26 protein-coding genes are annotated in these 23,920 nt (G+C 52.9%); 6 read left to right on the top strand and 20 right to left on the bottom strand.

Annotated elements, in window-relative coordinates; translation table 11 throughout:
• Positions 1-75 precede the first annotated feature (75 nt).
• From N0M98_RS06760 to N0M98_RS06750, 3 genes are all read right to left on the bottom strand, one after another.
• Positions 76-855 carry a stalk domain-containing protein gene (locus N0M98_RS06760; protein ID WP_259617339.1) on the bottom strand — a complete coding sequence of 260 codons (780 nt, stop codon included), beginning with the start codon at positions 853-855 and terminating at the stop codon, positions 76-78.
• Between the two features lie 98 nt (positions 856-953).
• A complete protein-coding gene (gene ilvD, locus N0M98_RS06755) occupies positions 954-2,645 on the bottom strand; it encodes a dihydroxy-acid dehydratase (RefSeq protein ID WP_259617338.1) in 1,692 nt (563 codons plus the stop codon).
• On the bottom strand, positions 2,642-3,328 hold the full coding sequence (locus N0M98_RS06750) for a GntR family transcriptional regulator (RefSeq protein WP_259617337.1): 687 nt from the start codon (positions 3,326-3,328) through the stop codon (positions 2,642-2,644). The genes ilvD and N0M98_RS06750 overlap by 4 nt, the downstream gene beginning before the upstream one ends.
• A 428-nt stretch (positions 3,329-3,756) precedes the next feature.
• On the opposite strand from N0M98_RS06750, the gene N0M98_RS06745 reads away from it, so the two are divergent.
• Positions 3,757-4,164, top strand: coding sequence for a hypothetical protein (locus N0M98_RS06745; RefSeq protein ID WP_259617336.1), 408 nt, complete (start codon positions 3,757-3,759; stop codon positions 4,162-4,164).
• Between the two features lies 1 nt (position 4,165).
• On the opposite strand, the gene N0M98_RS06740 is transcribed toward N0M98_RS06745, so the two are convergent.
• Positions 4,166-4,906 carry a YheC/YheD family protein gene (locus tag N0M98_RS06740; protein WP_259617335.1) on the bottom strand — a complete coding sequence of 247 codons (741 nt, stop codon included), beginning with the start codon at positions 4,904-4,906 and terminating at the stop codon, positions 4,166-4,168.
• A gap of 164 nt (positions 4,907-5,070) precedes the next feature.
• Entirely contained in the window at positions 5,071-6,279 is a 1,209-nt protein-coding gene (locus N0M98_RS06735; RefSeq protein WP_259617334.1) for an MFS transporter, read from the bottom strand.
• 390 nt (positions 6,280-6,669) lie between these two features.
• On the opposite strand from N0M98_RS06735, the gene N0M98_RS06730 reads away from it, so the two are divergent.
• Entirely contained in the window at positions 6,670-7,845 is a 1,176-nt protein-coding gene (locus N0M98_RS06730) for a multidrug effflux MFS transporter (RefSeq protein WP_259617365.1), read from the top strand.
• 77 nt (positions 7,846-7,922) lie between these two features.
• Here N0M98_RS06730 and N0M98_RS06725 read toward each other — a convergent pair whose 3' ends face one another.
• A complete protein-coding gene (locus N0M98_RS06725; RefSeq protein ID WP_259617333.1) occupies positions 7,923-8,132 on the bottom strand; it encodes a hypothetical protein in 210 nt (69 codons plus the stop codon).
• A 139-nt stretch (positions 8,133-8,271) separates the two neighbouring features.
• Between N0M98_RS06725 and N0M98_RS06720 the strand changes: the two genes are divergently transcribed.
• On the top strand, positions 8,272-8,433 hold the full coding sequence (locus N0M98_RS06720; RefSeq protein ID WP_259617332.1) for a hypothetical protein: 162 nt from the start codon (positions 8,272-8,274) through the stop codon (positions 8,431-8,433).
• 111 nt (positions 8,434-8,544) lie between these two features.
• Here the strand turns inward: N0M98_RS06720 and N0M98_RS06715 are convergent, their stop codons facing one another.
• From N0M98_RS06715 to N0M98_RS06705, 3 genes are all read right to left on the bottom strand, one after another.
• The gene (locus tag N0M98_RS06715) at positions 8,545-8,751 is read right to left on the bottom strand and encodes a cysteine-rich CWC family protein (protein WP_259617331.1); all 207 of its coding nucleotides are present in this window, start codon (positions 8,749-8,751) and stop codon (positions 8,545-8,547) included.
• Between the two features lie 28 nt (positions 8,752-8,779).
• On the bottom strand, positions 8,780-8,968 hold the full coding sequence (locus tag N0M98_RS06710; protein ID WP_259617330.1) for a hypothetical protein: 189 nt from the start codon (positions 8,966-8,968) through the stop codon (positions 8,780-8,782).
• A gap of 93 nt (positions 8,969-9,061) precedes the next feature.
• Positions 9,062-10,015, bottom strand: coding sequence for a carbon-nitrogen hydrolase family protein (locus N0M98_RS06705; RefSeq protein WP_249863955.1), 954 nt, complete (start codon positions 10,013-10,015; stop codon positions 9,062-9,064).
• Positions 10,016-10,243: 228 nt separating this feature from the next.
• On the opposite strand from N0M98_RS06705, the gene pdxR reads away from it, so the two are divergent.
• Positions 10,244-11,680: a MocR-like pyridoxine biosynthesis transcription factor PdxR gene (gene pdxR, locus N0M98_RS06700; RefSeq protein ID WP_249866179.1), complete on the top strand. Its 1,437-nt coding sequence runs from the start codon at positions 10,244-10,246 to the stop codon at positions 11,678-11,680.
• Between the two features lie 300 nt (positions 11,681-11,980).
• Here the strand turns inward: pdxR and N0M98_RS06690 are convergent, their stop codons facing one another.
• Together N0M98_RS06690 and N0M98_RS06685 are read right to left on the bottom strand one after the other, a co-directional pair.
• Positions 11,981-12,448, bottom strand: coding sequence for a GlcG/HbpS family heme-binding protein (locus N0M98_RS06690; RefSeq protein WP_259617329.1), 468 nt, complete (start codon positions 12,446-12,448; stop codon positions 11,981-11,983).
• A 111-nt stretch (positions 12,449-12,559) separates the two neighbouring features.
• The gene (locus N0M98_RS06685; RefSeq protein ID WP_259617328.1) at positions 12,560-13,480 is read right to left on the bottom strand and encodes a hypothetical protein; all 921 of its coding nucleotides are present in this window, start codon (positions 13,478-13,480) and stop codon (positions 12,560-12,562) included.
• A 155-nt stretch (positions 13,481-13,635) separates the two neighbouring features.
• Between N0M98_RS06685 and N0M98_RS06680 the strand changes: the two genes are divergently transcribed.
• On the top strand, positions 13,636-14,514 hold the full coding sequence (locus tag N0M98_RS06680; RefSeq protein ID WP_259617364.1) for a LysR substrate-binding domain-containing protein: 879 nt from the start codon (positions 13,636-13,638) through the stop codon (positions 14,512-14,514).
• An 83-nt stretch (positions 14,515-14,597) separates the two neighbouring features.
• Here the strand turns inward: N0M98_RS06680 and N0M98_RS06675 are convergent, their stop codons facing one another.
• The 3 genes from N0M98_RS06675 to N0M98_RS06665 all read right to left on the bottom strand — a co-directional run bounded on the left by N0M98_RS06675 (position 14,598) and on the right by N0M98_RS06665 (position 15,850).
• Positions 14,598-15,023: a FixH family protein gene (locus tag N0M98_RS06675; protein WP_259617327.1), complete on the bottom strand. Its 426-nt coding sequence runs from the start codon at positions 15,021-15,023 to the stop codon at positions 14,598-14,600.
• A 127-nt stretch (positions 15,024-15,150) separates the two neighbouring features.
• Positions 15,151-15,408 carry a substrate-binding domain-containing protein gene (locus N0M98_RS06670; protein ID WP_259617326.1) on the bottom strand — a complete coding sequence of 86 codons (258 nt, stop codon included), beginning with the start codon at positions 15,406-15,408 and terminating at the stop codon, positions 15,151-15,153.
• Entirely contained in the window at positions 15,392-15,850 is a 459-nt protein-coding gene (locus tag N0M98_RS06665) for a substrate-binding domain-containing protein (RefSeq protein ID WP_259617325.1), read from the bottom strand. The genes N0M98_RS06670 and N0M98_RS06665 overlap by 17 nt, the downstream gene beginning before the upstream one ends.
• Before the next feature lie 275 nt (positions 15,851-16,125).
• Between N0M98_RS06665 and N0M98_RS06660 the strand changes: the two genes are divergently transcribed.
• Positions 16,126-16,551: a VOC family protein gene (locus N0M98_RS06660; protein WP_249863960.1), complete on the top strand. Its 426-nt coding sequence runs from the start codon at positions 16,126-16,128 to the stop codon at positions 16,549-16,551.
• A gap of 77 nt (positions 16,552-16,628) precedes the next feature.
• On the opposite strand, the gene N0M98_RS06655 is transcribed toward N0M98_RS06660, so the two are convergent.
• The 6 genes from N0M98_RS06655 to N0M98_RS06630 form a co-directional block, all read right to left on the bottom strand.
• The gene (locus N0M98_RS06655; protein WP_259617324.1) at positions 16,629-18,170 is read right to left on the bottom strand and encodes a right-handed parallel beta-helix repeat-containing protein; all 1,542 of its coding nucleotides are present in this window, start codon (positions 18,168-18,170) and stop codon (positions 16,629-16,631) included.
• 401 nt (positions 18,171-18,571) lie between these two features.
• The gene (locus N0M98_RS06650) at positions 18,572-19,519 is read right to left on the bottom strand and encodes a carbohydrate kinase family protein (protein ID WP_259617323.1); all 948 of its coding nucleotides are present in this window, start codon (positions 19,517-19,519) and stop codon (positions 18,572-18,574) included.
• Positions 19,516-20,817 (bottom strand): alpha-galactosidase, encoded by a 1,302-nt coding sequence (gene melA / locus N0M98_RS06645; RefSeq protein WP_259617322.1) that lies wholly within the window; start codon positions 20,815-20,817, stop codon positions 19,516-19,518. The genes N0M98_RS06650 and melA overlap by 4 nt, the downstream gene beginning before the upstream one ends.
• Before the next feature lie 22 nt (positions 20,818-20,839).
• On the bottom strand, positions 20,840-21,664 hold the full coding sequence (locus tag N0M98_RS06640) for a carbohydrate ABC transporter permease (protein WP_259617321.1): 825 nt from the start codon (positions 21,662-21,664) through the stop codon (positions 20,840-20,842).
• A 16-nt stretch (positions 21,665-21,680) separates the two neighbouring features.
• Positions 21,681-22,619 carry a carbohydrate ABC transporter permease gene (locus N0M98_RS06635; RefSeq protein ID WP_259617320.1) on the bottom strand — a complete coding sequence of 313 codons (939 nt, stop codon included), beginning with the start codon at positions 22,617-22,619 and terminating at the stop codon, positions 21,681-21,683.
• Between the two features lie 15 nt (positions 22,620-22,634).
• Entirely contained in the window at positions 22,635-23,918 is a 1,284-nt protein-coding gene (locus N0M98_RS06630) for an ABC transporter substrate-binding protein (RefSeq protein WP_259617319.1), read from the bottom strand.
• Between the last annotated feature and the right edge of the window lie 2 nt (positions 23,919-23,920).

Genomic DNA, 23,920 nt, shown 5'->3' with positions numbered 1-23,920 from the left:
GATCAATGCCTTCTTGGCGGATTGGTAACGAGCAGACAAATAAGCGCCTCCATTAAGGAAGCGCTTTGTCTTGATTCAATCAAGAATGCCTGTTTTTTTCAGGTCTTCGATGTTGAAGTAATTTATTTTGTTATACCGTTTTATTTTGATATTTTTAACAGTGGTCTCAGCATTTTCTTGGCTTCTCCATCCATCTGGCAATGTCAAACGAAGATATTCTTCAGGCTGGGTAGAGAAAGGTGAGTTTGTAACTACCAAATCGTTTGGCTTCTCTTTGTCATAAACAACATAGTACCCATAAATCACGTCTAGAAGCCCTGACTGCATCCATCCTTCAGAAAGTTTAGGCGGTAAGGTTTTACGTCCCTCAAGTGTTGCTCTCACAAGCTCTCCATCATCTTCATCTGTAAACGTCCCAATAAAACTCCCATTTTTATAAGCATCGAAAACAATAGTACCATTCAACTCAACAAGCCCGGAACTATTGACAACCTTCGTATCAGGCTTTAATGTAATATTCCCTCCGGGAGTTGCCGGTGTCCCCGTCGCCGGGTCTGCTGATTGCTCCGTTGTCGCCGCCGCGTCGGACTTTCCATTAGTACCGATCTCCACACGTTTCAACTGATCGTTCCATGTATAATCCACACCGGTCAGATCGCCTAACTTGGCTAAAGGAACATAAGTGCTCCCGTCATAATTGAGGATTGGATTCGTCGAGTCCTTATATTCTTTTCCGTTTACAAAAAGCGGATAAGTAACCTCCGTCAATAGGTACTGCTTCACGGCATCCGCTAAAGCGGTCGTGCTAATCGTAAGCACACTGCCGATGATCATGCCGGCGACGATTTTTTTCACAAGCTCTCTCCTCCTGAAGCATAATATATATACTCTAACAGGATTCTTTGAAATTTTCCATAAATTGCTGCATTTTTGTCACGTCCCATTTTAACCGCTTACTCAAACCAATCGGTTACAGCTCCCCTGGAAGCTGAGGATACTTGTCTGGCATACTTGCCGAGCGCCCCGGACGATGCTTTCAATGGCGGCTGAACCCAAGCCTGGGCGCGCCGTTCCCATTCGGATTCGGATATATCGAAATGAATTTCCTGCGTCTTGCTGTCAATGGTGACTAGATCGCCGGTTTGCAGAAAAGCGATAGGACCGCCGACCTGCGCTTCCGGCGCGACGTGGCCGATGACGAAACCGTGAGAGCCTCCGGAGAACCGCCCGTCGGTGATGAGCGCGACTTCGCCGCCCAGCCCTTTGCCGACGATGAGCGCGGTAACCGATAGCATCTCGGGCATGCCCGGCCCTCCCTTGGGACCGCAATATCTGATGACGAGCACGTCGCCTTGTACAATCTCATTGTTCACGATCGCTTCCGTTGCCTCCGCCTCGCTGTCGTACACTTTGGCAGGGCCGGTAAACCGGTGTTTGCGCATGCCCGACATTTTGGCGATGGCGCCTTCGGGCGCAAGGTTTCCGCGCAGGACGACAAGCGGACCGTTCGGCTTCAGCGGATCGTCGAAGGGACGGATGATCTCTTGATTTTCCGCCAGGTCCGGAACCTCGGCCAAATTCTCGGCCAATGTCTTGCCTGTCACCGTCAGGCAATCGCCGTGCAGCAGCCCTTGGGCCAATAACAATTTCATCACGCCCTGAACGCCGCCGATATCGTTCAGATCCTGCATAACGTGCTTCCCGCTAGGCTTAAGATCGGCCAGATGCGGAACCTTCACGCGAATCCGTTCGAAATCGTCGTAAGTCAGATCGACTCCGGCCGAATGGGCAATGGCGAGCAGGTGAAGGAAAGCGTTCGTCGAGCCTCCCAGCGCCATCACGACCGTAATCGCGTTCTCGAAAGCCGGCTTCGTCATAATATCCCGGGGATAAATCCCCTTTTTCAAAAGCTCCATGACGGATTGCCCGGCATTCTCGCATTCCTTGGCTTTATCCGGAGAAATCGCCGGCGTCGAAGCGGAGCCCGGCAAGCTCATCCCCATTGCCTCGGCGGCCGTGGCCATCGTATTGGCCGTGTACATTCCCCCGCATGCGCCGGGTCCGGGACAAACGCTGCATTCGACCTTATGCAGTTCTTCTTCGGTTATCCTGCCGTCGTGATACTGCCCTACCGCCTCGAACGCGCTGACGATGTCCACCGGTTTGCCGTCCAAATAGCCCGGTTGAATCGTACCTCCGTATACATAGACGGCCGGTACATTCAATCTGCCGATGGCCATGAGGCAGGCAGGGGTGTTTTTATCGCAGCCTCCGATCGCCACCAATCCGTCGAAGCGTTCCGCTCCGGTTACGATCTCGATGGAATCGGCTATCGCTTCCCGGCTCGGCAAGGAAAAGGTCATTCCTTCGTGCCCCATGGAAATCCCGTCGGATACGGTAATGGTATTAAAGATCAGCGGAGCTGCGCCATGCTGCCGCAAACCTTGCTTGGCATGCACCGCAAGGTCGTTGATATGCATATTGCATGGGGTCACTTCGCTCCAGGTGCTCGCGACTCCAATCATCGGCTTCTTGAAATCCTCGTCCTTGAAACCGACGGCGCGCAGCATGGCGCGGTTGGGGGCCCGATTGACCCCTTCGCTGATGACTTTACTGCGAATTCTTAAATCCTTATGATCGCTCATGATTCGTTATCTCCTTCACTTAGAGTCTCATAAAGCTCGTGCATAGGGCGAATAATATTTTGTTTCATGATCTTGAGCGCCTGCTCGGAGTCCCCTTCCATCAGCGCCTCGATGATCCGGTCATGCTCGTCGGCCGAAGCCATGGTCGTCGTCATCGCTTGTTTGAGAAATACGTACTTGAACCGGCGGATATGAATTTGCAAGGATGCGCTGAAGGACTCGACGTACGGATTATCCGACAGGTCGACAATCAGGTTGTGAAACTGCTCGTCCAGCTCCATCGCCTTATACGGCTGCTTGGTCTCGATGGCGAGGCGGAAATCGGCATTCAGCTGCTTTAAGGTCTCGACTTGCTCCGAACTTATTCCTTGCGCGGCCTGCTCCGCCGCCAAACCGTGCAAAGCGGCCAGCGTCGGGTACATTTTCAAAATATCTTCCTTTTCGATCATCGTGACTCGCGTTTCCTTGCCCGGGTGCATGGATACCAAACCTTGAACCTCCAGCAGCTGAAAAGCTTCCCGTATCGGGGTTCGGCTCACCGACAACGTCTCGGCCAGCTCCGCATCGAGCAGCTTCTCTCCCGGTTGCAGCGTGCCGTCGATAATCCAGCGCTGAATTTGTGAAAAAGCTCTTTCTTTGGCGGACATACGAACCGGTGCGGAAAAATTTTGCGGTATCGGCAATGGAATCATCCCTTTACTTGTCGTGTTGTTATATGCAATATATCGCATATGAATGAAAAATGCAATAAGAAATCACTAGCGCACGGCAAAGGCATTAACGCAGCAAAAAAAGCCCTCACAAATGAGGACTTTCTCCAAGCAAGCGAATGAAACATCAGATGGCTGCTCACATGCCGCGCCAATATTCCCAAGTATGACCGCCGGGATGCTCGATATAAGTAAATGAGGTTCTTTTCACCTAATGTCCGTTAATCCCCCTATATTCAAACATGCTTATTGGCTGTCCCGCTTAAAGAGCCGTCCATGATGATGCATACCACCTATTTTTTTCCTTTTCCTGCCCGTGTTACCATTTGAACTGTATCGATCTTCAAAGAAAGGAGTCATTGCAGAAGCCGGATTTCAAATTAAGAAAGGATGATGATGTAATGAAAAAACGTTTGACCGCCTCATTGCTGGTACTCATTGCTTTATTCCTGGTCGCTCTCCCGGTAAGCGCAAGTTCGGTGGACCAATGGGTGGAACTCGACTATTGGAGCTCCTCTAAGGATTCTTACAGCCGATACGGCACGGACGTGTATATTAACGTAAGCAACACGGCGGCCGGCAGCAACCGAAGCAGCATATATTTTGAAGTCGTGGATGCATGGGAGGGCGTCATCGACTCCGGCGTCGTCATCCCTTCCTATGATTATTACAACAACATTCAAAACGGCGACTACGTGACATCCAGGGAATACCACTTTGATACGGCTCATCCCGTTCATGTGGTTCTCTACAGCATGAACGGCTACGGCAGCGAAGGCGATGCCTATATTGTGTGGGAGAATAATTAACTCATTTCGTTACGCGAGCGAAGCTCAAAATTCGCCTGTACATCGTTTTGTCCTTCAATGTGTTGAAGATGCTCATATCGGGCTTCGTATTGATCTCCAGAATCCATGGCTTCATGCGGGGATCGACGGCGATGTCGACACCGAAAGCGCGCTTGGTTTTGTAGCTTTTGGCGAGAACTTCGCTGGCTGTTTTGCCCAGATTTTCTATACTTTGAATGTATTTTTTTCGGGCATCCCGTTTCAGATGCGATTGGAGCAGCAGCTCAACGGGGAGCGGCGTTCCACCCGAATGATAGTTCGTTACTATTTTGTTAGGCCTAGCCAACCTTCCGACAATGCCTGTCGGGATGAATTGCCGATGCTTGTTCTTTTGCACCATGACCCGGATGTCAAACGCCCGATCATTATGCTTCAGCACGGCTATCCCTTTCTGAACGACAAACGGACGTTGGACTAACCTGCTATGAATGGAACGATATAAAGCGTCAATCGTAGGAAAGTGCCTGGAGGCGGTCCCGCTTCGCAGCGAAAAACCGTTTTTCATTTTGCCGATTTTATATATTCCATACCCTCCTGTGCCCGTATCTGGTTTCAAGTAAAGCGATTCGTACAGTCGGATCATTGCTTTTATATTGGCTTTAGTGGCGATCCGGGTATCCGGCAAAAAAGAACTTATAGATTGAAACCGTTTCATGAAGCGGTATTTCCCCAATTTTCCCATTTTATACTTCACCCTCTTCACATCATCAGCCTCCCGCGTTTTCACCAAACTAATATATGTGCGCAGAGGACATGTGCGGTATGGGCGAACGTTGATTTTTCAACTAAACATAAGCAGATACGTTAAAAAAAGCATGATCATTTTCCCAGCGGTTTGGGGGTGATCATGCTTTTTCCGTGCATGTTTTACATCGAAGACTTCTCCGCACGAACGGAAGCCGCTCTTCTCCCGCCCGCCAGGCGCTTGACGGACAGCCAACTGCTTGCACAGAGCACGCAGGCGCCGAACAAATACGGCAGGTCGATATGAATATCGAATAAAATGCCGGCAATCACGGGTCCGAATATATTGCCAAGGCTCATATACGCATTGCTCATCCCGGCCACAAGCCCCTGCTCCTCTCCGGCTTCCTTGGACAGCATCGTATTGATCGTCGGGCGTAAAATATTATTGAACGTAAAGAACAGCATCGTCATGAGCATTACATAGTAAAAATTGCCGGAAAATAGAAGGCACATCAGCGACACGGCGGATAACAGCAGCATGGCGCCTATTATCCGCTTTTCCCCGAACCGAAGCGTGATCCGTTCCGTTAGGAGAACTTGATTCAGCGTCCCTATTAAAGAACATACGGTAATGAGGATGGCGATCTCGCGTGTAGTGAAGCCGTATCCCTGCACTACGAAAAGCGGAAAAATCGCCTCGAAATGGGTCAGACCGAACGTAGTGGCAAAAACAATGAGCAGCAATATAAAATAACGGGAGGTCACCGAAAATGCAAGCTGACGAAACACATTCTCCCTGCTATTCCCGGATTGCCGGCGCGCCTGACGCACCTCCGGGGATAACGGCTCCCGCAGCAATTTCAGGCTGCATATCATGGCGAGCAATCCTGCGCACGCGGATGCATAGAACGGCGCTTTGATCCCCAGCTCCGCAAGCATCCCTCCGACGCCGGGCCCGATAATGAATCCCGAGGACATCGAGGCCCCGATCCACGACATCGCCTTGCTGCGCTGATCGTCAGTTGTAATGTCGGCGGCATAAGCCATAATGGCCGGTACCAATGCCGCAGAGCCCATGCCCCCGATTAACCGCGACACGAATAATAAGGGCAGCCCTCCCGCAACGGCCGCCAATAAGTTGGAAACGGCGAATAAGCAGAGCCCGGCGATAATCATCGGTCTACGGCCGTATTTATCGGACCACTTGCCCGCAATCGGGGAAAAGAGAAACTGTGTAAGTCCGAAGCAGGATACGAGCAGCCCGGCTGCCTGACCTCCCGCCCCAAATTCCTTGAGAAGATCCGGCAATATCGGAATGACAAGCCCCATGCCCAGCATGGCGAGAAACATATTTAATAGTAATAATGGAAATGCCGACTTGGAAAGCATCTGTTATCTCCTCTATAATCAAAATGAAAAAGAGCCTCGGATAGCGGCTCTCCTCCTTTTCTATGCCTCTAGTATATTACCATGCGTCTATTCATAAGGAAAATATATAAAATGTTACAATTCCTAATGTTTTTTATATACTGTGCTTCCATTAAAGCCATTTCAAGCCAATAGGTCCCAAGTCTATCATGCAAGCTCAGCTTTTCTTCCATTTGCTATGCCGAGACCAGGTATGCCTCGAACGGCGATTTTGCTACAATGAAATGGTTGTTTTAAGATCATACATTCGGGAAAGCAGGGACATTCATGCAGTATAAACATTCGGATGCAGGCGGGATTCCCCAGTCATCCGTTTCCATCGGTTCCTCTCCGGCGAAGTCCAAGGCGATCATGGTTGCGATTTTGGGCAGCTTGGCGATGATGGGCCCTTTAACCATCGATATGTATTTGCCGGCGCTGCCTACGGTAGTTACCGATTTCCGCACCACCGCTTCTACCGTTCAGTTAAGCTTAACCTTTTACTTAATCGGCTTGTGTCTGGGGCAGCTGCTTGCAGGCAGCATCAGCGACATCCGCGGCAGACGCGTTCCGATGCTGGTGGGACTGCTCGTATATGCTCTATGTTCGCTGCTCTGCGCATGGAGCCCGACGGTTTGGTGGCTCATTATTTTCCGGACGCTTCAAGGCTTCTCGGGCGCGGCAGGCATGGTCATCTCGCGGGCCGTTGTCCGCGATCTGTACTCGGGTACGGAGCTGACCAAATTTTTCACCTTATTGATGATGGTCAACGGCGCCGGTCCGATCGTCGCACCCATTATCGGGGGTCAATTATTGCGGTACACATCCTGGCATGGCGTGTTTGTCCTGTTATGCGGAGTGGGGATCGTCATGTTCTGCGCAGTTCTGTTCGGCTTGAAGGAAACATTGCCCGCGCATAAGCGCTCGAAGGGCGGCTTCGGGACTACGATCGGCACATTCGGCAGTCTTCTTAAGGACCGGGTATTCATGGGATATGCGATGTCCTCAGGCTTCGTCACCGCAGCTCTATTCGCTTATTTATCCGGCTCGTCCTTTGTTCTTCAAAACATTTACGGAGTTTCGCCGCAAATGTTCAGCTTTATATTTGCCGTCAACGGCGTCGGTTTCGTGGTGACCTCGCAAATTACCGGCAGACTTGTGGGCAGAGTGCCCGAGATTAAACTGCTCGTGAGCGGGTTCGTGATGGCCGCAGCCGGAGGCGTTCTTCTGCTGCTGATGCTGCTGCTCGGAGTGGGGCTGGCGGGGGTGTGGATCTCGTTCTTCCTGATTGTAAGCAGCGTAGGGATCGTCGGGCCGACAAGCTCGTCATTGGCTCTTCAAAGCAAAGGCAAAACTGCGGGAAGCGCCGCCGCGCTGCTTGGCGTTCTGTCGCTGATCTTCGGAGCGATCACCTCTCCGCTTGCCGGAATCGGCGGCGATCAGTCCGCTCTGCCTCTCGGCATCCTCATCGCAGCCGCCTCGGTCGGATCGATCTTGTGCTATGTGATCCTGATTCGCCGCGCGCATCGGAATAGCGGGACGGCATAAACCGTCTCGTCATCTAATCCGTCATTTCAATGAAAAAAGGCAGCCCGTCGGCTGCTTTTTTATTATCGCAAACTCGATCAGGAGAGCTCTTCCTCATTATCCGCCAGTTGAGTCTGCACATGCTCCTGCCTCGCTTGTTGAAGCTGTTCTTTGGCCTCCTGAATGTCCTGATCTCTGTTAACATTGCTGTGTCTGGCTTCATTCAATGCATGAAGCGCATGATTCATCGCGTTCTGGGCCTTGGTCCTCGCGCTTTGCTCTTGCGGATTCCCCTGTTGCTCCGTCATTCGCTATTCCTCCTTCATATAGGTAAACAAAATTAATATGGTCGGAATATTCGTTTGTCATTCATATTCTCCTGGGCTTTGCAAATAATATTCAAAGCACATCGAAACACTAAACCAAAAAAATCATCGGAGGACAGCAATGGATAACGAAAAAGAACGAGTGGAAAACGTCGAGAAGCCGGAAAATGCTGCGGACATAGTCCATGTTCCCGAAGGGGCGAAGGATTTTGTCGATATTATCGGAGACGAGAATCTCGATGCTTTTGGCAACGCCGGTTCCAATTCCCTTATCGGTCCGTAACGCGGCATAACCGCCTGCATGAAAACCTCGCCTTCCACCGGGACGATTCCTGTTCACCGTTGGAGCGAGGTTACGCATGAGGCGGTTTATTTGCATTGCAAACAGTTGAAATTACAGCTGCTTGCCGGTTTGGAATGATTCTGCGCAATTACGGCATATGCAGACTTTACCCCGCAGCGGTTCGGGCACCCGGTCTCTCAGCTCCCGGGGGATCGCTGCACGGAAGCACCAGCAGTCTCCCTGCTTCGCTTCGCAGTGATTGGGGCCGTTGCATATAGGGCAGCGGCGCTCATCGACGCCTGTTGTGTCGTTATTCAAGAAAGTTCCCCTTTCCGGCGAATCGGCTTTAATGAGACAGCTTGGCTTTGAGCCGTGCCTTCTCGGCCTCTTCTTCGGTAAATCCATCCTTCACCAGCTGTTTTTTGACTCTTACCGCAAAAAGGTCGGCTCCCAATTCCAGCTCCGGCGTATCCGCCGCTTTATACCGCTCGGACATCTGCTGAGTGGCATGCTTTAATTGCTTCCTCTTCTCCATGATCCCACCCTCTTGAATTTTTCCATATATTCTCATTATACATGATTTATATAGGGGAGCAATCCGTTTTCTTTTTCTATGGGAAAAGCCGGTTTAGGTCTGATCGAACCGTACGATCGACTGCTTCTTCTCGTTAACGATAAGCTGGAAGACGTCCGGGCGGCTGTAATGCCCCACGGCATCGAAGTCAAACCGGCTTTGCGTAATGAGAGAGCGGTCCAGCACAGCTAGCAAAATACCTTCCTGATGATAGAGCGGTTGGGCGATATATTCGCCGAGCGGTCCTACGACAGCGCTTCCCCCTCTGCTAAGGACGTCGTCGTCGCCCTCAATATCGTCATAGCACGACAAATCGGCCGGATAGGACGCCTTGGTCGCAAATTGGTTGCAAGCAATGACGTAACACCGTCCTTCGCAAGCGATATGCCGGATCGTGGCCTGCCACGTATCGCGGGCGTCCGCCGTTGGGGCCAGCAAAATATCGATGCCTTTGGCATACATGGCCGCCCGGGCCAGCGGCATATAGTTTTCCCAGCAGATCAACCCGCCGATTTTACCGAAGGGGGTGTCGATAACGGTTAGCGTACTGCCGTCGCCTTGTCCCCACAAAAGACGTTCGGAACCGGTAGGAACGAGCTTGCGGTGCTTTCCCAGCACTTCTCCTTCCGGCCCGATGTATACGATGGAATTATACAACGTGCCCGTGCTGAACTCCCGATCCCGCTCCACAACGCCGATTGCGAGGTACACGCTGAGCTCCTTGGCCAACTCGCCGAGCAGCGCGGTTTCTTCACCCGGTATGTCGATGGCGCTCTCCCAATAGCGCTGCCAATCTTTCCTTCCGTCGGACGTACGGCTTCCGACCCGCGCACCGAAGCTTAAGCCTCGCGGATAGCCGGGTATGAACACTTCGGGAAAAACGATCAGCTCCGCTCCTTGCCGAGCCGCTTCCTTCGTCATCTGCATGATCTTGTCCATAGCGGATTGCTTATCGAACAAAATCGGCGCGGCTTGAACGACGGCTACCTTCATCTGCTGCTTGTTCATTCCATTATCCCCCGATCTATGAATATATTCCGATTCGTTTACTATGATAAAGGAAAAGCGCGTAAAACAAACCATCCACTTCCGGTTATTTCGAACCATCCATGTTCAAATAATCGCTAAACAATTGTCATCGTTATGATAAAAACCAGAGTCTTCCTTTAGAATAAGGAATGGTATGATAAACATCACAACGACGTATTATTTTACGAAATAAAGGGTGATAAAATGATGTGGAAACCCGACCGGCAAGGCAAAAAGCCGCTATACGAGCAAATTGCCGACCACCTGGAGCAGCAAATTTCTTACGGCGAATTTCCGCCGGGCAGCTTGCTCCCGTCGGAACGGAAGCTGGCGGAGCAGCTCGGCGTAAACCGCAGCACCGTCATCTTGGCGTTCGCCGAGCTCCGATCGATGGGCATCGTTGAAAGCCGGACAGGCAGCGGAACGCGCGTCAGCCGAACCAAATGGGAAGCGATGCCGAAGCATACGCCCAATTGGAGCCGTTACTGCGAGGGAGGAAGCTTTCTGCCCAACCTGCCCTTCCTGCGCAAAATTCGCGAAGCGCTGGCGCAGCAGCCTTCTCTGATCGATATGGCCAGCGGCGAATTATCGCCGGATTTGGCGCCGACGGACGAAATTGCGGCGCTCATGAGCGAGCACCGGTACACTTCGTATTTGGGCTACGACAATCCGCAAGGCTATGTCCCGCTTCGAGAAGCGCTCGTAGGCTATTTGGACGCGTACCGAAAAATTCAGACGACCGGGTCGTCGATCCTGATCACTTCCGGCTCTCAGCAGTCGTTATATTTAATTACGCAATGCTTATTGTCTCCGGGGGATGCCGTAGCGATTGAAGATCCTTCCTATTGCTATTCGCTGCCGATGTTTCAATCGGCCGGGCTCCGCCTATTCCGGCTGCCTGTCGACCAAGACGGAGTGCGTCCGGAAGATATTCGCATTTTGTACAAAAAGCATCGCATCAAGATGGTGTTCGTCAACCCGAATTTTCAGAATCCGACAGGAACGGTATTAAGCATGGAGCGGCGCAGGCAGCTGCTCCATATCGCAAGCGAGTTGGGACTGCCGATTGTCGAGGATGATCCGTTCAGCCTGACTGCGTACGGCGAGGAAGCTCCCGTGCCTCTGAAGTCGATGGATACGAACGGCTCCGTTCTGTATATCGGCTCATTTTCCAAAATCGCCGCCTCGGGCCTCCGCATCGGCTGGATGGTCGCTCCGCATTCGATCGTGGAACGGCTGGCGGATGCCCGGCAGCAGATGGACTTCGGTCTTAGCGTGATTCCTCAGCAGGTGGCCGCCCAGTTCATCCAATCGTCATACTTTCAACCCCATTTGGAACGATTGCAGCTTCAGCTGCAGTTCAAGCGGGACCTCGCGATCGCCTCCCTGCGAAAGGAGCTGCCGGATTCGATTTCCTTCACGGCGCCTCAAGGCGGGCTGCATTTGTGGTGCCAGCTGCGGCATGATGTGCCCGACGGCAAGCTGCTGGAGGAAGCCGTCAGGAAAGGCGTCGTGTTTGTGCCCGGCAGCGTCTACGGCTCGGATGCGGGTTTCGTCAGATTCACTTATGCGAGAGCGAAGGCCGAGGACATCGAGACGGGCATTTCCGGCTTTGCGCAAGCGCTGCGGGAGCTGCTGAGCTGATCCGCCCCTTATAAGAAACAACCGCAGATACGAGGGCTCTGCGGTTGTTTTTTCATCGTTATACAGCATAATCCACATCGATCCGGCGACGATCACTACAAGAATGACCAGCCCGATAAATATAGCCCCGAGCAGAGCCGTTACGCCGAGCCAGCCGATCGGCGCGCTGCGCTGTCCACGGTGCATGGCAAGCAATGCCAAATAAGACCTTCCGGTTTACGGAAAGGTCCTACTGTGACTGGCGTTCCGCCTTGTGCGAGCCGGAACGCAAATAAGGCGCATCCCCCGGGAGGCCGGAAATTAGCTATGCGTCTGCACCGAGCCGATACGCGCGCTAACATGGGTACCCGCTTTTCCCGTCATCGCTGTAAATGCTTGAACCGCCGCATTAGCCACTTCCATGTCCTGAGTGCTGCTGCCCCCGCTTACGCCGACGCCGCCGACAAGACGGTCGCCGCTCATAAGAGGTATGCCGCCCCCCAGAATAACGATACGTCCGCCGTTGGTCGTATTAATCCCGAACGAAGGCCCGCCGGGCTGCGCCGCCTGCGTTAAATTGGCCGTCGGCATCCGCATGGCTGCACTTGTCCAGGCCTTGTTCTTGGAAATTTCGATGCCGGCCAGCCGCGCCTCATCCATCCGGTGAAACGCGACCAGGTTGCCTCCGTCGTCTACAATCGCGATATTGCTGGCGAGCCCCATTTGCCGGGATTTTTGTTCGGCCGCGTCGATCAACTTTTTGGCCGCCTCCAAAGTTAACTTAACCAAGCTCTCACTCCTTCCCCATACTGCTACAACATATGATGGGAATGTGAAAACCGTGATCAATGACTATCCGTTCGCAAGGTGAGCGCTCTCCGCCGACAAGGAAGCAGTGCCTCATACCGATACGCCGGTGCTTTTGGCAGCAGCCGATGCGTCGTACTTTTTGTAGACCGCCGCCAAAGCGAACAGGAACAAACAAGCGCATAGCGTGCCGAGCGGAAGCTGGGGCACAATATCGTCCGGAAATAGAAACGGCAGCAGCGGGAATGCATAAATGGCGGGCATCCGAACCTTCATCAGCAGCTGCAGCAGCAGCATCAGAACGATATCCAGCAGGGTAACGAGCAGCCAAGCGTCGATAGCGTAAAATAGCAAGGTGCCGACCGTCGCCGATACGGTCAGCGCAATCCCCTGCTTGAAGGCCGTTTTTCCGGTATAGTCCGGCTTCTGGATCGACTCGTAGATCACGACGATGACGGTCGGAATGACGGCCAGCCGCTCGAAACCGGTAAGCCCGCAAACGCCGAGCCAAAGAAACAGAAGGAGCAGGAACATCCACGTATTTTTCGAGGGGGAATGGACTTTCGGCTGCAGCGGCCGATGCCATCGGAACCGAATCACCGCAAGCATGAATACGAAAGTAAAGGAAAAGATAAGGAGGACCAGCGTCCAGTCATGCGCATCCGTAATCAAAGGCAGCAAGCCGGTCGCCAGCGACGGAGCGAAATTCGACCGGATCAGACGCAGGACGAGCATTATAAGAATAAACGTTAGGCCGACCTTCGCCAGATAGACCAGATGCAGCTGATTGACGGTAAATCCGATGACGGACGTAAGGGACGGCGCCAGACAAATGTTGAGCGGGTCCCTCAGCCAATTCGGATCGCGGTACGCCCACATGGCGACCGCCATCGCCGCCATTTCCGGAAGAATGCATTCTTTGGTGCCCCATAGAACGGAACCTCCGACCATACCCAGGATAAAAGCAAATGCCGCAAAATACGAACCTACCGTCGCTTTTTTCGCTATATTCATCTACTCTCCTTTCTCATCGGTTCGAATAACGTCTTGTTTTCCTTAACTACTTGAAGTATACATGCGCAATGTATAAAATAATAATATACGTTTTATATTATCTATAAGTACACTGTATAGAAGGTGTGGAATTGTCCATTAACTTGCACGCTTTGATGCTGTTTTATCATGTCGCTTTAACCGGAAGCGTCACGGAAGCCTCGAAGCGGTTAAATATTAGCCAGCCCGCCATTTCAGCGCAAATTCGCAATTTTGAAAAGCAGTACGGCATGATTTTATTTGAAAAAAAGGGCCGAAATCTGGTGTTAACCCCGTTTGGGCAAAAGCTTTTTAAACCGACTGAAAAATTGTTTATTCTGGAAGAACAGATTCACACTATGATTGAGGATTATCAGAAGTATCCCAAAGGAAAGCTGCGGATCTCCGGCAATTATCTTGCAACGAGTGTCCTGATTCCGAAATGGGCATCTCTTTTTAAGCAAAAATATCCCGAGGTCGAAGTGGTCATTTCAACTGTCAATTCGCAAACTGCATTCGATAGCTTACATCATTACGAAGTCGATATCGCTATATTCGGGAACAGCAATATTACCACTCAAACGAGCCACTCCCTGCAATGTTTGGAATTATACAGCGACGAATTTGTATTCGTAGTGGCGCCCAACCATAAATATGCCAACCGGCATATCTCCATAGAAGAAATGATCAGGGAACCGTTCATCATGCGGGAAGAAGGGAGCACGACAAGAAGGAGGCTAGTTGAAGTATGCGAGGCGCATAACGTGAACCCGCCAAAGATAGAGCTGCAATTTAACGGTCTGAACGAAGCGATCCAAGCCGTCGTAGCCGGATACGGGGTAAGTTATGTTTCTCTTCTTGTAGCAAGTCAATTCATTCAACGCGGAGAGTTGGCGACCGTAGAGGTCGACGGAATCCGGCTTACGAATAAAATCGTGCTCTGTTCTCATGAGCCGGCTTACCTCGAAGAATATATCCGCGACTTTATTTCGATAATCCTTAAAAATAAAGCTTAGCTGGAATTCCACATAAGCCAAAGAACCCCTTGGAAATGATTCCGCGGAGTTCTTCAGGGGCATTCTATTATTGCTAGACTCGATCAAGATGATACTCGATTGTTCGAAGGAATGACTTCGTCAACGACCAGTTCCTTTTGCGGCGTCGACACTTTCCCTTCTTTATCTTCAACATGAGCTTTCACGTAATATACACCGCTTTCCGGAAACATCGTCCGGGCGCGATACGTGCCGTCCAGCCAATGGGTAGACGTGATCCATTCATGCTTCTCGCTGTCTTTTCTCCAAATTTCAAACTCGACCTTGCTAGCATCCTTTACATCTTGATCCCCCTGTGTCAGATGAGCGTCTATAAGAACGGCGCGCCCAGGCAGAAGCACTTCCTGAACGGTTTGCACATCGACAATGACCCTGGAGGCTTGGCCATTCTCGACGCCAGCGGTTTGCGAACAAGCGGCGGCGATAAGAAGACCTGCAAGCGCCGGTAATAAGAGCATGCTCTTTTTCATATCATTCATCCCCTATCTTGTTGTTGTTTCAACCACCCTTGCAGCTTAAGTATACATAGGGGACTCTTCGATGAATAATATATTATTTGTACTATCTATATAAAAAGAGAATAGATTGCCGGCGATCCTACTTTTTAAACCGTTCCATGAGCAGCTTCGCTTGCGCCTCCATCTGCTTCTCGATCGAGATCGGATCGCCCGGGAGGAAATCGTTAACATTGACCTGAATAACCCGATTTTGAGTGACGACCGGCAAGCTGCGCCAGACCGGAGCTTCTTTAAGCTCTTGCTCCAGCTTGGCGTTATCGCCCTTCTGCCAATCGTAGACGGTCAGAAATACATAGTCGCCCACATAGTCCGGCAGCGTCTCAAGCGAAACTTTCAAATAGGACGGCTCCTTGTCCATAACGGCTTCCTGCACTTTGGCGGGCGGCTTTCTCCAGCGAGATCGTATTGCCCAAGTCATCAATGCCCTCAGACAAGCCTAACGGCTTCAGGAATGAGGAATCCCGGAATTGGCTCAATTGATTCGAGGTCGCTCCTATCGGTTTCACTCCTACAGCCAGCAAGTGCCCCATGAATTGATCGATGAGAATCCGCTGCGGATGCGCCGGAATCGTCACTTCATGACCCGCGTAATCCCGGAATACGCGGGTCATGTTCTCCGCCGCCGATGCCGCTTGGCCGTTGCCGGACTGGGACGTCGAAGCCGACGCAGAGTCTGTGCCGGGCGCCTTCCCGGGGGAACTTGCGCCGCAAGCGGCTAACAGTACGGCCAACAGCACGCTAATCGCTGTCGTCATAGTGAATTTGGGGAATAACTTCATCGCTTTTCTCCAGCTCCCTCTAATCAATAACGATTCTCATTATCATCGCAATAGTATACTCTATCCCCGTCCTCGTGACCATAGACGATTATGCTCATTGTGCCCGCTTCCTTCGGTATCGTTTCCGTCGGCTTCAAAGAACATATCTGGCGGCTGCGACATATTGGAGCTATAAAAGGGTGGTGATTTCGTCGAGTAGAAGTTTCCTTTAATGGCAATGATAGTGTATAGTTATAGCGTTAACATCAATAATTTTCCATTTAGGAGTGAAACTGATGTCCGTTAATGTCTATTTTAATTTCAACGGGAACTGTCGAGAGGCGGTAGAATTTTATGCGGAGGCGTTCGGCACGAAGCCGCATATCATGACCTTTGAACAAGCTCCGCCGAATCCCGACTTCCCTCTGCCGGAAGAAGCCAAACATCTGGTCATGCATGCGCGGCTGAATATCGACGGCAGCGTAGTCATGTTCTCCGACGTATTTCCCGGCATGCCTTTCACCGCCGGAAGCAACATCACAATTTCCATTGTCAATAAAGATGTAGACAAGCTGAAATCGTATTATCATAAGCTGAAAGAAGGCGGCGAAGTCCGTATGGAGCTTCAGGAAACGTTCTTTAGTAAATGCTACGGCAGCCTTAAAGACAAGTTCGGCATCGAATGGCAGCTCAATCACGATAACGGCGAAATGGGAATGTGAGAAAAGCTTGCCAATTGTAGCGAGAAAAGAACCTGGAGCTCAAAAACGCCCCGGGTTCTTTTCCATTCAGTATAACCCTATTCATCCGCTCCGATATTCACCGCGGCGCCCTGCACTCTGGGCTGGCCGTCGATATCGTAGTCGCCGATTATCGCCGTATCGGTATAGCCGGCATCGATCGCGGGAGAGACCGCCTTCAAATGAAAATCATGGCCCGCCTCATTGACAAATTGAGGATCGGCGAACAATGAATGCGCATCGTTGCCGGTAGCCGTTTGATAAGCGGAGAATCCGGTGCGCAGCGTATTTTTCCACTTCCACAAGCTGCCCGCACTGCCGGCCGGGGCGAAGTACAAGTTGTAATCGACCGTATTTCCCGTATTTTGAGTATACCCGTTATAGATCAAATAGTTGGAAGAGCTTGCCGCCATAATATTGTTTTTGATCACATTGTTTTTGGTATCGTACTGCACCAGCAGTTGTCCGCCGTTTAACCCGACCGTATCGTTTTTGTACAGCGTGTTGTTGACGATTTTACAATCTGTGGTGGAGCCCCTGTTCGTATCGTACCCGCCCATAGCGATGCCGGTATAGCGGTTGTTGTATACGATATTATTGCGGACGGTGATGTTGCTGGTCGAATGGTTTTTATGCTCCGAAGCGATTTCTATGCCGATGTCGTTGTTATAGCTGTAATTTTGCTCGATAACGGTGTCCTTGCCGCCGTCGACATAAATGCCGTCGGCCGCGTTGCTGCCGTTAGGAAGCGTTTTGCCGTAGGACGGATTGTTGTTCGATGAAATGTTGTATACGACATTCCCCTTGACGAGCCCGTTGCGTGCCTGATCATTGGCTTCGCTTGGAGCCGTGCCCTCGAAACCGATCACATCGATGCCGATATTATCGTTATCGTGAACAAGATTATTCGTAATGGCGAACGTATCGACGTTGCCGTTTACGACAAGCGATTCGCTGGAGCCGAGCACAAGATTGTACAGCTCATTGCCGTCGATCGTGATACCGCTGATCGGGCTTTTCTTGCTGCCGTAAACGGCGATGCCGTGCGCATCCCGTCCCAGCAAATCGGAACCCGTAGGAGTCGCCGTATTTTTGATGTCATGCACTTTGTTGTTCAAGAGGCTGATGCCGCTGCCGGCTCCTTCCACGTAAATGCCGACAGGCACTTTGTTGCGGGTCGACGTCGTAAAGTTGCGGATCTCGAAGCCTTTCACCGTAATATAACTGGCGTCGATAATTTGTACGAGCCCTTCCTCTTCGGTGACGGACAGGCCTGTGCCGTCGATGACCGGCAGCTCCGAAGCGTAATTGGTGAATGTAATCGGACCTGCTGCGGCAGAGCCCGAACGCGTAATGCTCAGCTTCTTGTTATAGGTGCCGCCGCGCACATATACCGTGCTTCCCGGAACGGCCGTATCGGCCGCGTGCTGCAGCGTTTTCCAAGGGGAAGCCAGCGTTCCGGCATTCGAATCGTTCCCGGTTGGCGACACGTAATACTCGGTTCCGGCCGCCGAAGCTTTCGGCGGAGCCGCATTTCCAAGAGCCAGCCCTAAGGCAGCGATGCTGAGGCCGATCAATGCTCGTTTACCGAATTTCAACATAAATTATCAGCTCCTTCAATCCAACATGTTTTTGCAGACTGCGTCTTCTTTTCCATCACATCCGCTTCATCACTGCCGGCTAATCCAACCTTGCAACATTCATTGTAAAATATACCGGCTTTCTTATTCCGGCCCTCATATTCCGGCTTCATTGTCGTTGCCGCTGGCTCCTATGCCGGAAGCCGGGTGTCGCTCGGCCATCACCTCCTTTCATACGAGTGCGCAAGAGCACCCTCCCGCCGTTAGCCGATACGGATGGCCGGCGAGCTGCCGCATGCGCTCTGCCCGCAGCCCGGAACGGCCGCCGGACAGGCGCGAGGCGCGCGAGCGAACCGGAGCTGCGCCGTCTTCGTGTTTCGGACGACGCCGGCCGATCGGACCCGCTCGCCGCCGCAACCTTACTACGCCTGCAAGCGCGCTACGCCCTCCGCCGTCGGCAGGCTGCCGGTACCTCCGACGCCCAGCGTCGATAGCGCGCCGCAAGCGTTGGCGTACCGCAGCAAGGCTTTGCCTGTATACCCGTGCAGGTATCCGTAGATCATGCCGGCATTGAAGCAATCCCCGGCTCCCGTCGTATCGACGGGCGAGACGCGATACGGCTCGGCGAAGACGATCGCACCGTCCGGCTCGCATAGCGTTGCCCCTTTGGAGCCTTGCTTGACGGCAATCCGGCCTGCGGATCGAGGCATCTGCGCGAACGCCTCCTCAAGCGACTCCGCTTCGAAGATGTGCAGCACCTCTTCCTCGCTCGGTATAAACCAATCCGTATGAGCGAGCAGTGCGACGATCCCTTCGCGATCCCACCGGTTCCGCACGTCCCAGCCGGCGTCGAACGAGGTAGTGACGCCCAGGCCGCGCGCCCGCTCGAACAGCTGCGGCCAATGCGGCCTCATGCCGTCCTGCAAATAATACGAGCCGAAGTGAAGATGGCTTGCTTCGTCCAGCAGCGCGTCCGGGATATGCTCCGGACCGACCAGCGGAATGCTGCCCGGATAAGTGAGCAATCCGCGGTCCGCCGGCGTAGAGAACGACATCGTCACCCCGGTTTGCACGCCGGGCAAGGCGACGACATGCTCGGCGTTCACGCCCATGCGCTCCAGCTCGGATATGCAGAACTTGCCGAAATCGTCGGCGCCGACCACGCTGACGAAGCGTACGTCCGCGCCCAGTGCCGCAAGCGCGCAGGCGGTAATCGCCGAGGAAGAACCGAGAACGACCTGAAAGCCGTCGACGAGCTTCTCGCGATTCCACTCCGGCATGACGTCCCGGCCGGTAATAATCATATCCACATTCAGCTCTCCGACGACGACTACGGTTGGGGCGCAGCCCCTTCTTTGCGCGCTCCTCATCGCAATACCGGGATGAAATCCCGCTCCGCTTCGTACAGCTCCTCGAACATGTCGCCGATTTCCTTCAGCGAGCATACGGCGGCCGACAGAGGATCGATCATAAGCGCATGCCGCGCCATTTCCTTGTCGTTCTCAAGCACGGCGCCGACCGCCAGCTCGAAGAACGCCATATTGGAGCGGCACAGCGCCGCCAAATGCTCCGGCAGCGCGCCGAAGCGGCACGGATTCACGCCGTTGCGGTCGACCATGCAGGCGACCTCGACGACGCCGTTTTGCGGCAAATTGGGAATGAGCCCTTCATTAGGCACATTGCCGTAAATGACCTTCGGCTCGTTCTTCAGCATCGCTTCAATAATGATCGCCGCGTACTCGTTGCTGGATTCGAGCTTCAACGGCTGCGTCCCTTCCAGCTTCCGCAAGATGTTCTCGTCGTTCTCCTTGCGCCAGATCGGCCAATTGTCGGCATAGTACCCGGTCGCGCCGTTATAGCCGGAGCTGCAGTGCTCGTCGATCAGCTCCTGCCGCTTGCGGTAATACGGAATGTATTCGGAGAAATGGCCGCTCGATTCCGAGACGAACGCGCCCAAATATTTCATAGCGTCGAACCGCACGGGATCTTTCCTCAGCAGATCGGGATTTCGAATGTTCTCGCGCAGCACCGGATACAAATCCTTGCCCTGATGCGTCAGCTCGACGAACCAGGACATATGGTTGATTCCCCCGGCTCTCCACTTCAACTCCCCGTACGGAACGCCCGCGTATTTAGCCAGCTGGCGCGACGTATTTTGAATCGAGTGGCACAGCCCGACGACCGGAATGTCCGTGATACGGGAAGTAAGCAGCGTCACCGCCGACATCGGGTTCGTATAGTTCAGAATGATGCTGTCCGGGCATAATTCCTCGATATCCCGCACAATGCCCATCCAGCTCGGCAGCGTGCGCAGCGTCTTGAACAGGCCGCCGGGTCCCAGCGTATCCCCGATACATTGATTCACGCCGTATTTGAGCGGAATCTCGTATTCGTAGCGGACGGTTTGCAGGCCGCCGACTTCAATCTGGTTAATCACGAACTGCGAGCCGGCCAGCACCTCTCTGCGGTCGACGGAGGCGATGACATCCCAGCGCTTTCCGGTCATCTCCACGATTTTCAAGACGAGCCTGCGGGCGATATCCAGCCGGTTCGCATCAATGTCGACCAGCGCGATCGTACCGCCCTCCACGCCTTCAATGTTCAAAATATCCACGGCGATTTCTTGCGTAAAGGCGCTGCCCGCGCCGATAATCGTTATTTTGGTCATAGGTTTTCTCTCCATTATTTGTTTATTTCATGCCGGTCATCGTCAAGCCTTTAATGAACTGCTTTTGGAAAATAAGGAACACGATAATGACAGGAATCGTAATCAGGACCGCCGCCGACATGACGACATTGTAATTGACGACATGCGTGCCGTTAAAATAAACGAGCGCCAGCGGAACCGTCATTCGGTCGATATCGTTGAGCACGATCAGCGGCCATAAATAGTTGTTCCAGGCATTCATGAACGTGAAGATGCCGAGCGCCGACAGCATCGGCAAAATCAGCGGCGCAATGATGCGCACCATCAGCTTCAGCTCGCCCGCCCCGTCCAGTCTGGCCGCCTCCAGCAGATCGTGCGGGATCTCCTCGATGAATTGCTTCGCCAGAAATACGCCGTACGAGCTGACCAGATTCGGCAGCACGATCGCTGTCAAACTGTTGATAAGCCCGAGCTTGGCCGTAATCAAATACGTCGGAATCATAATGACTTGAAACGGAATCATCATCGTCGCCAGCACGAGCAGAAACCAAATCCGCTTTCCCCGGAACTGATGCTTGGCGAACACGTAGCCCGCAAGCGCGCTGGTGAACAGCGTAGCCGCCGTGATGATGACCGAAGTAACGGCGCTGTTAAGCAGCCATGTCCCGAACGGGGCGTCCTCCAGCACCGTGCGGTAGCCTTCCAGACTGGGATGCTGCGGCAGGAAGCCGCCGGAATCCGAGATAATATCCATGTTGTCCTTGAAGGAAGACAGCACCATCCACAGATAAGGAATCAGCATCATGCCGGCCGTCAGCACGAGAGCTGCAATGACGGCGGAGTCGATCCAAACATTTTTGCGATGCATAGTATTTAGCCTCCTGTCAATACTCCCACTGCGTACGGCCCCATTTCAGCTGCAGCAGCGTGACTAGCAAGATAATGACCAGGAACAAAGTGGCCAAAGCCGAAGCGTAGCCCATATTCGAGTTGGAGAAGGCCTGATCGTAAATATGCAGCGCCAGCACCCTCGTCTCATTGAACGGCTCGCCTTTGGTCATAATCTGGAACTGCGGGAACGCCTGGAAATAAGAAATGACGGTGGTGATCGTAACGAAAAGCGTCGATCGGCTGAGCAGCGGGAGCGTCACATGCCTGAACAGATACCAGTGATTCGCCCCGTCCAAAATAGCCGCTTCGTAATACATCTCCGGTATCGAATCGAGACCCGCCATGAAAAGCACGATATTGTAGCCGATATCCGCCCACAGCGTCATCAGAATGACCGAAAACAGCGCATAATGCGGGTCGCTCAGCCATTGGACGGGAGCCAGATGGAGCTTGCCCAGCACCATGTTGAACAGCCCGTTCTGGTAGCTGAACATCGTGCTCCAGACGATCGCCGTACCGGCCAGCGGGGCAATCGTCGGCAGGAAAAATACGGTGCGGAACAAATTCTTCAGCCAGCGCACCCGCACCCGCTGAATGGCCATCGCGATCGCCAGCGTTATGACCAGATTCGCGATGACGGTGATGACGACGAATTTGCATGTGATCCACAGCGATTTCAAGGCGACGCCGTCCGTCAATATTCGCATGTAATTCGCCGCGCCGACATATCGGGCGTGATCGCTCATCGGATTGTATTGAAATACGGATAAAACGAGACTCCAGGCAATCGGCAGGAAGGCAAATACGCCGAACAACAGCAGCACAGGCGTTAAAAAAGTGAATACAAACCGCCTTTCGTTCCGGTAACGGACGGATTTCTTTTTTACAGGTTGCATTGGCTTGTTATCGCTCATCACAGTCGCTTCATTCATCCCCTGACACTCCGATCATTTATGGTTGTCCTGACTGTCGTTGATCGCTCTTTCCATCGTTTGGAGGCCGGCCTCCACGCTCTCCTGCCCCGTTGCGATCAATTGGAAATGGTCGTTCACTTGCTTGAAGAAGTAATCGCGGTCCGCTATGGGACCGATCCACTCCCCGTACCGGAGAACCGCAAGCGAGGTTTTCATATACGGATTTTGCCGGACGAATTCGGGGTCCTCGGCTACCTCCTTCTTGGCCGGAACCGTAAAGGTGCCGAGATTCCATGCTTTCAGATGATCCTTCCGCGCCATAAATTGAATGAAATCGAGCGCTTCCGCCTGCGCCTTGCTCTTCTCGGCGACGACGGTTCCCCAGCCGGATTCCGCTGCGAACACCGGCTTCTCCGAGGTGAACGACGGCACGGGCACATAGTCGAAATCCTGAACCTTGTAATTGTCTAAGCCCGCCGCGATCGTCCACGGTCCGCGATAGGTCATGGCGGAGCTGCCGCGGAAGAAATAATCCGAAGTGTCGAGCTGGCCGCCGAAGGCCGTCAAATCCGTCACCCGATCGTCGGCGACAAGCGCCTTCAGCGCCGTCATCGCCTTAACCGCTTCCGGGGTCCGGAAATTCACATGATCGTCCTCTCCCCAGAAGCTGCCCTTCTGCTGCAAAATGAGCGAAAGGAACGTAAAGGTAATATTATCCCCGGATACGAAGTCGAAGCCCTTTACTTTAATGCCTTTGTCATCCCGCACGGTCAGCTTCCTCGCATCTTCGACGAGTTCGTTCCAGGTGGCCGGCGGGCGCTCGATCCCCTTCTCCTTCAGCATCTGCGGGTGGATGAGCATGCCGCCGTTCTCGATGTTGTACTCCATCGGCAATCCGTACAGCTTGCCGCCCATCATATAGCCGCCGAGCGGAGCGTCGTAGTACTCCTTGCGCAGCGCCTCCCCGTTCGGAAGCTCGGCCAGCGCCCCGTTCCGCGAATATTCCGGTACCCAGGTGCCGAACATTTCGGCGATATCGGGAGGCGTTCTGGCCGAGAAGGAAGCTTTCAGCTTCTGATTGTAAATTTCATAGGGAAAAGCCTGGAAGCTGATCTCCACATCGGGATGCTCGCTTTGATATTCTTCAATCAGCTTCTTGTAGGCGTCGACGAAAGCGTCTTCCTGATGCCCCCAAAAAACAAGCTTTACTTTACCTTGCCCAGCGGTTGCATCCGGGTTATTTCCCGACGAACAGCCCGAAATCGCAACGGTTGCGCAAATTACGGAAAATATTGCGGCAAATTTTGAAAAACGCATGA

Source organism: Paenibacillus doosanensis (assembly GCF_025060755.1).
GTDB classification, from domain to species: Bacteria; Bacillota; Bacilli; order Paenibacillales; family NBRC-103111; genus Paenibacillus_S; species Paenibacillus_S doosanensis.
The sequence above is the reverse complement of the archived record's forward strand: the minus strand, read 5'-3'. Positions and strand labels throughout refer to the sequence as shown.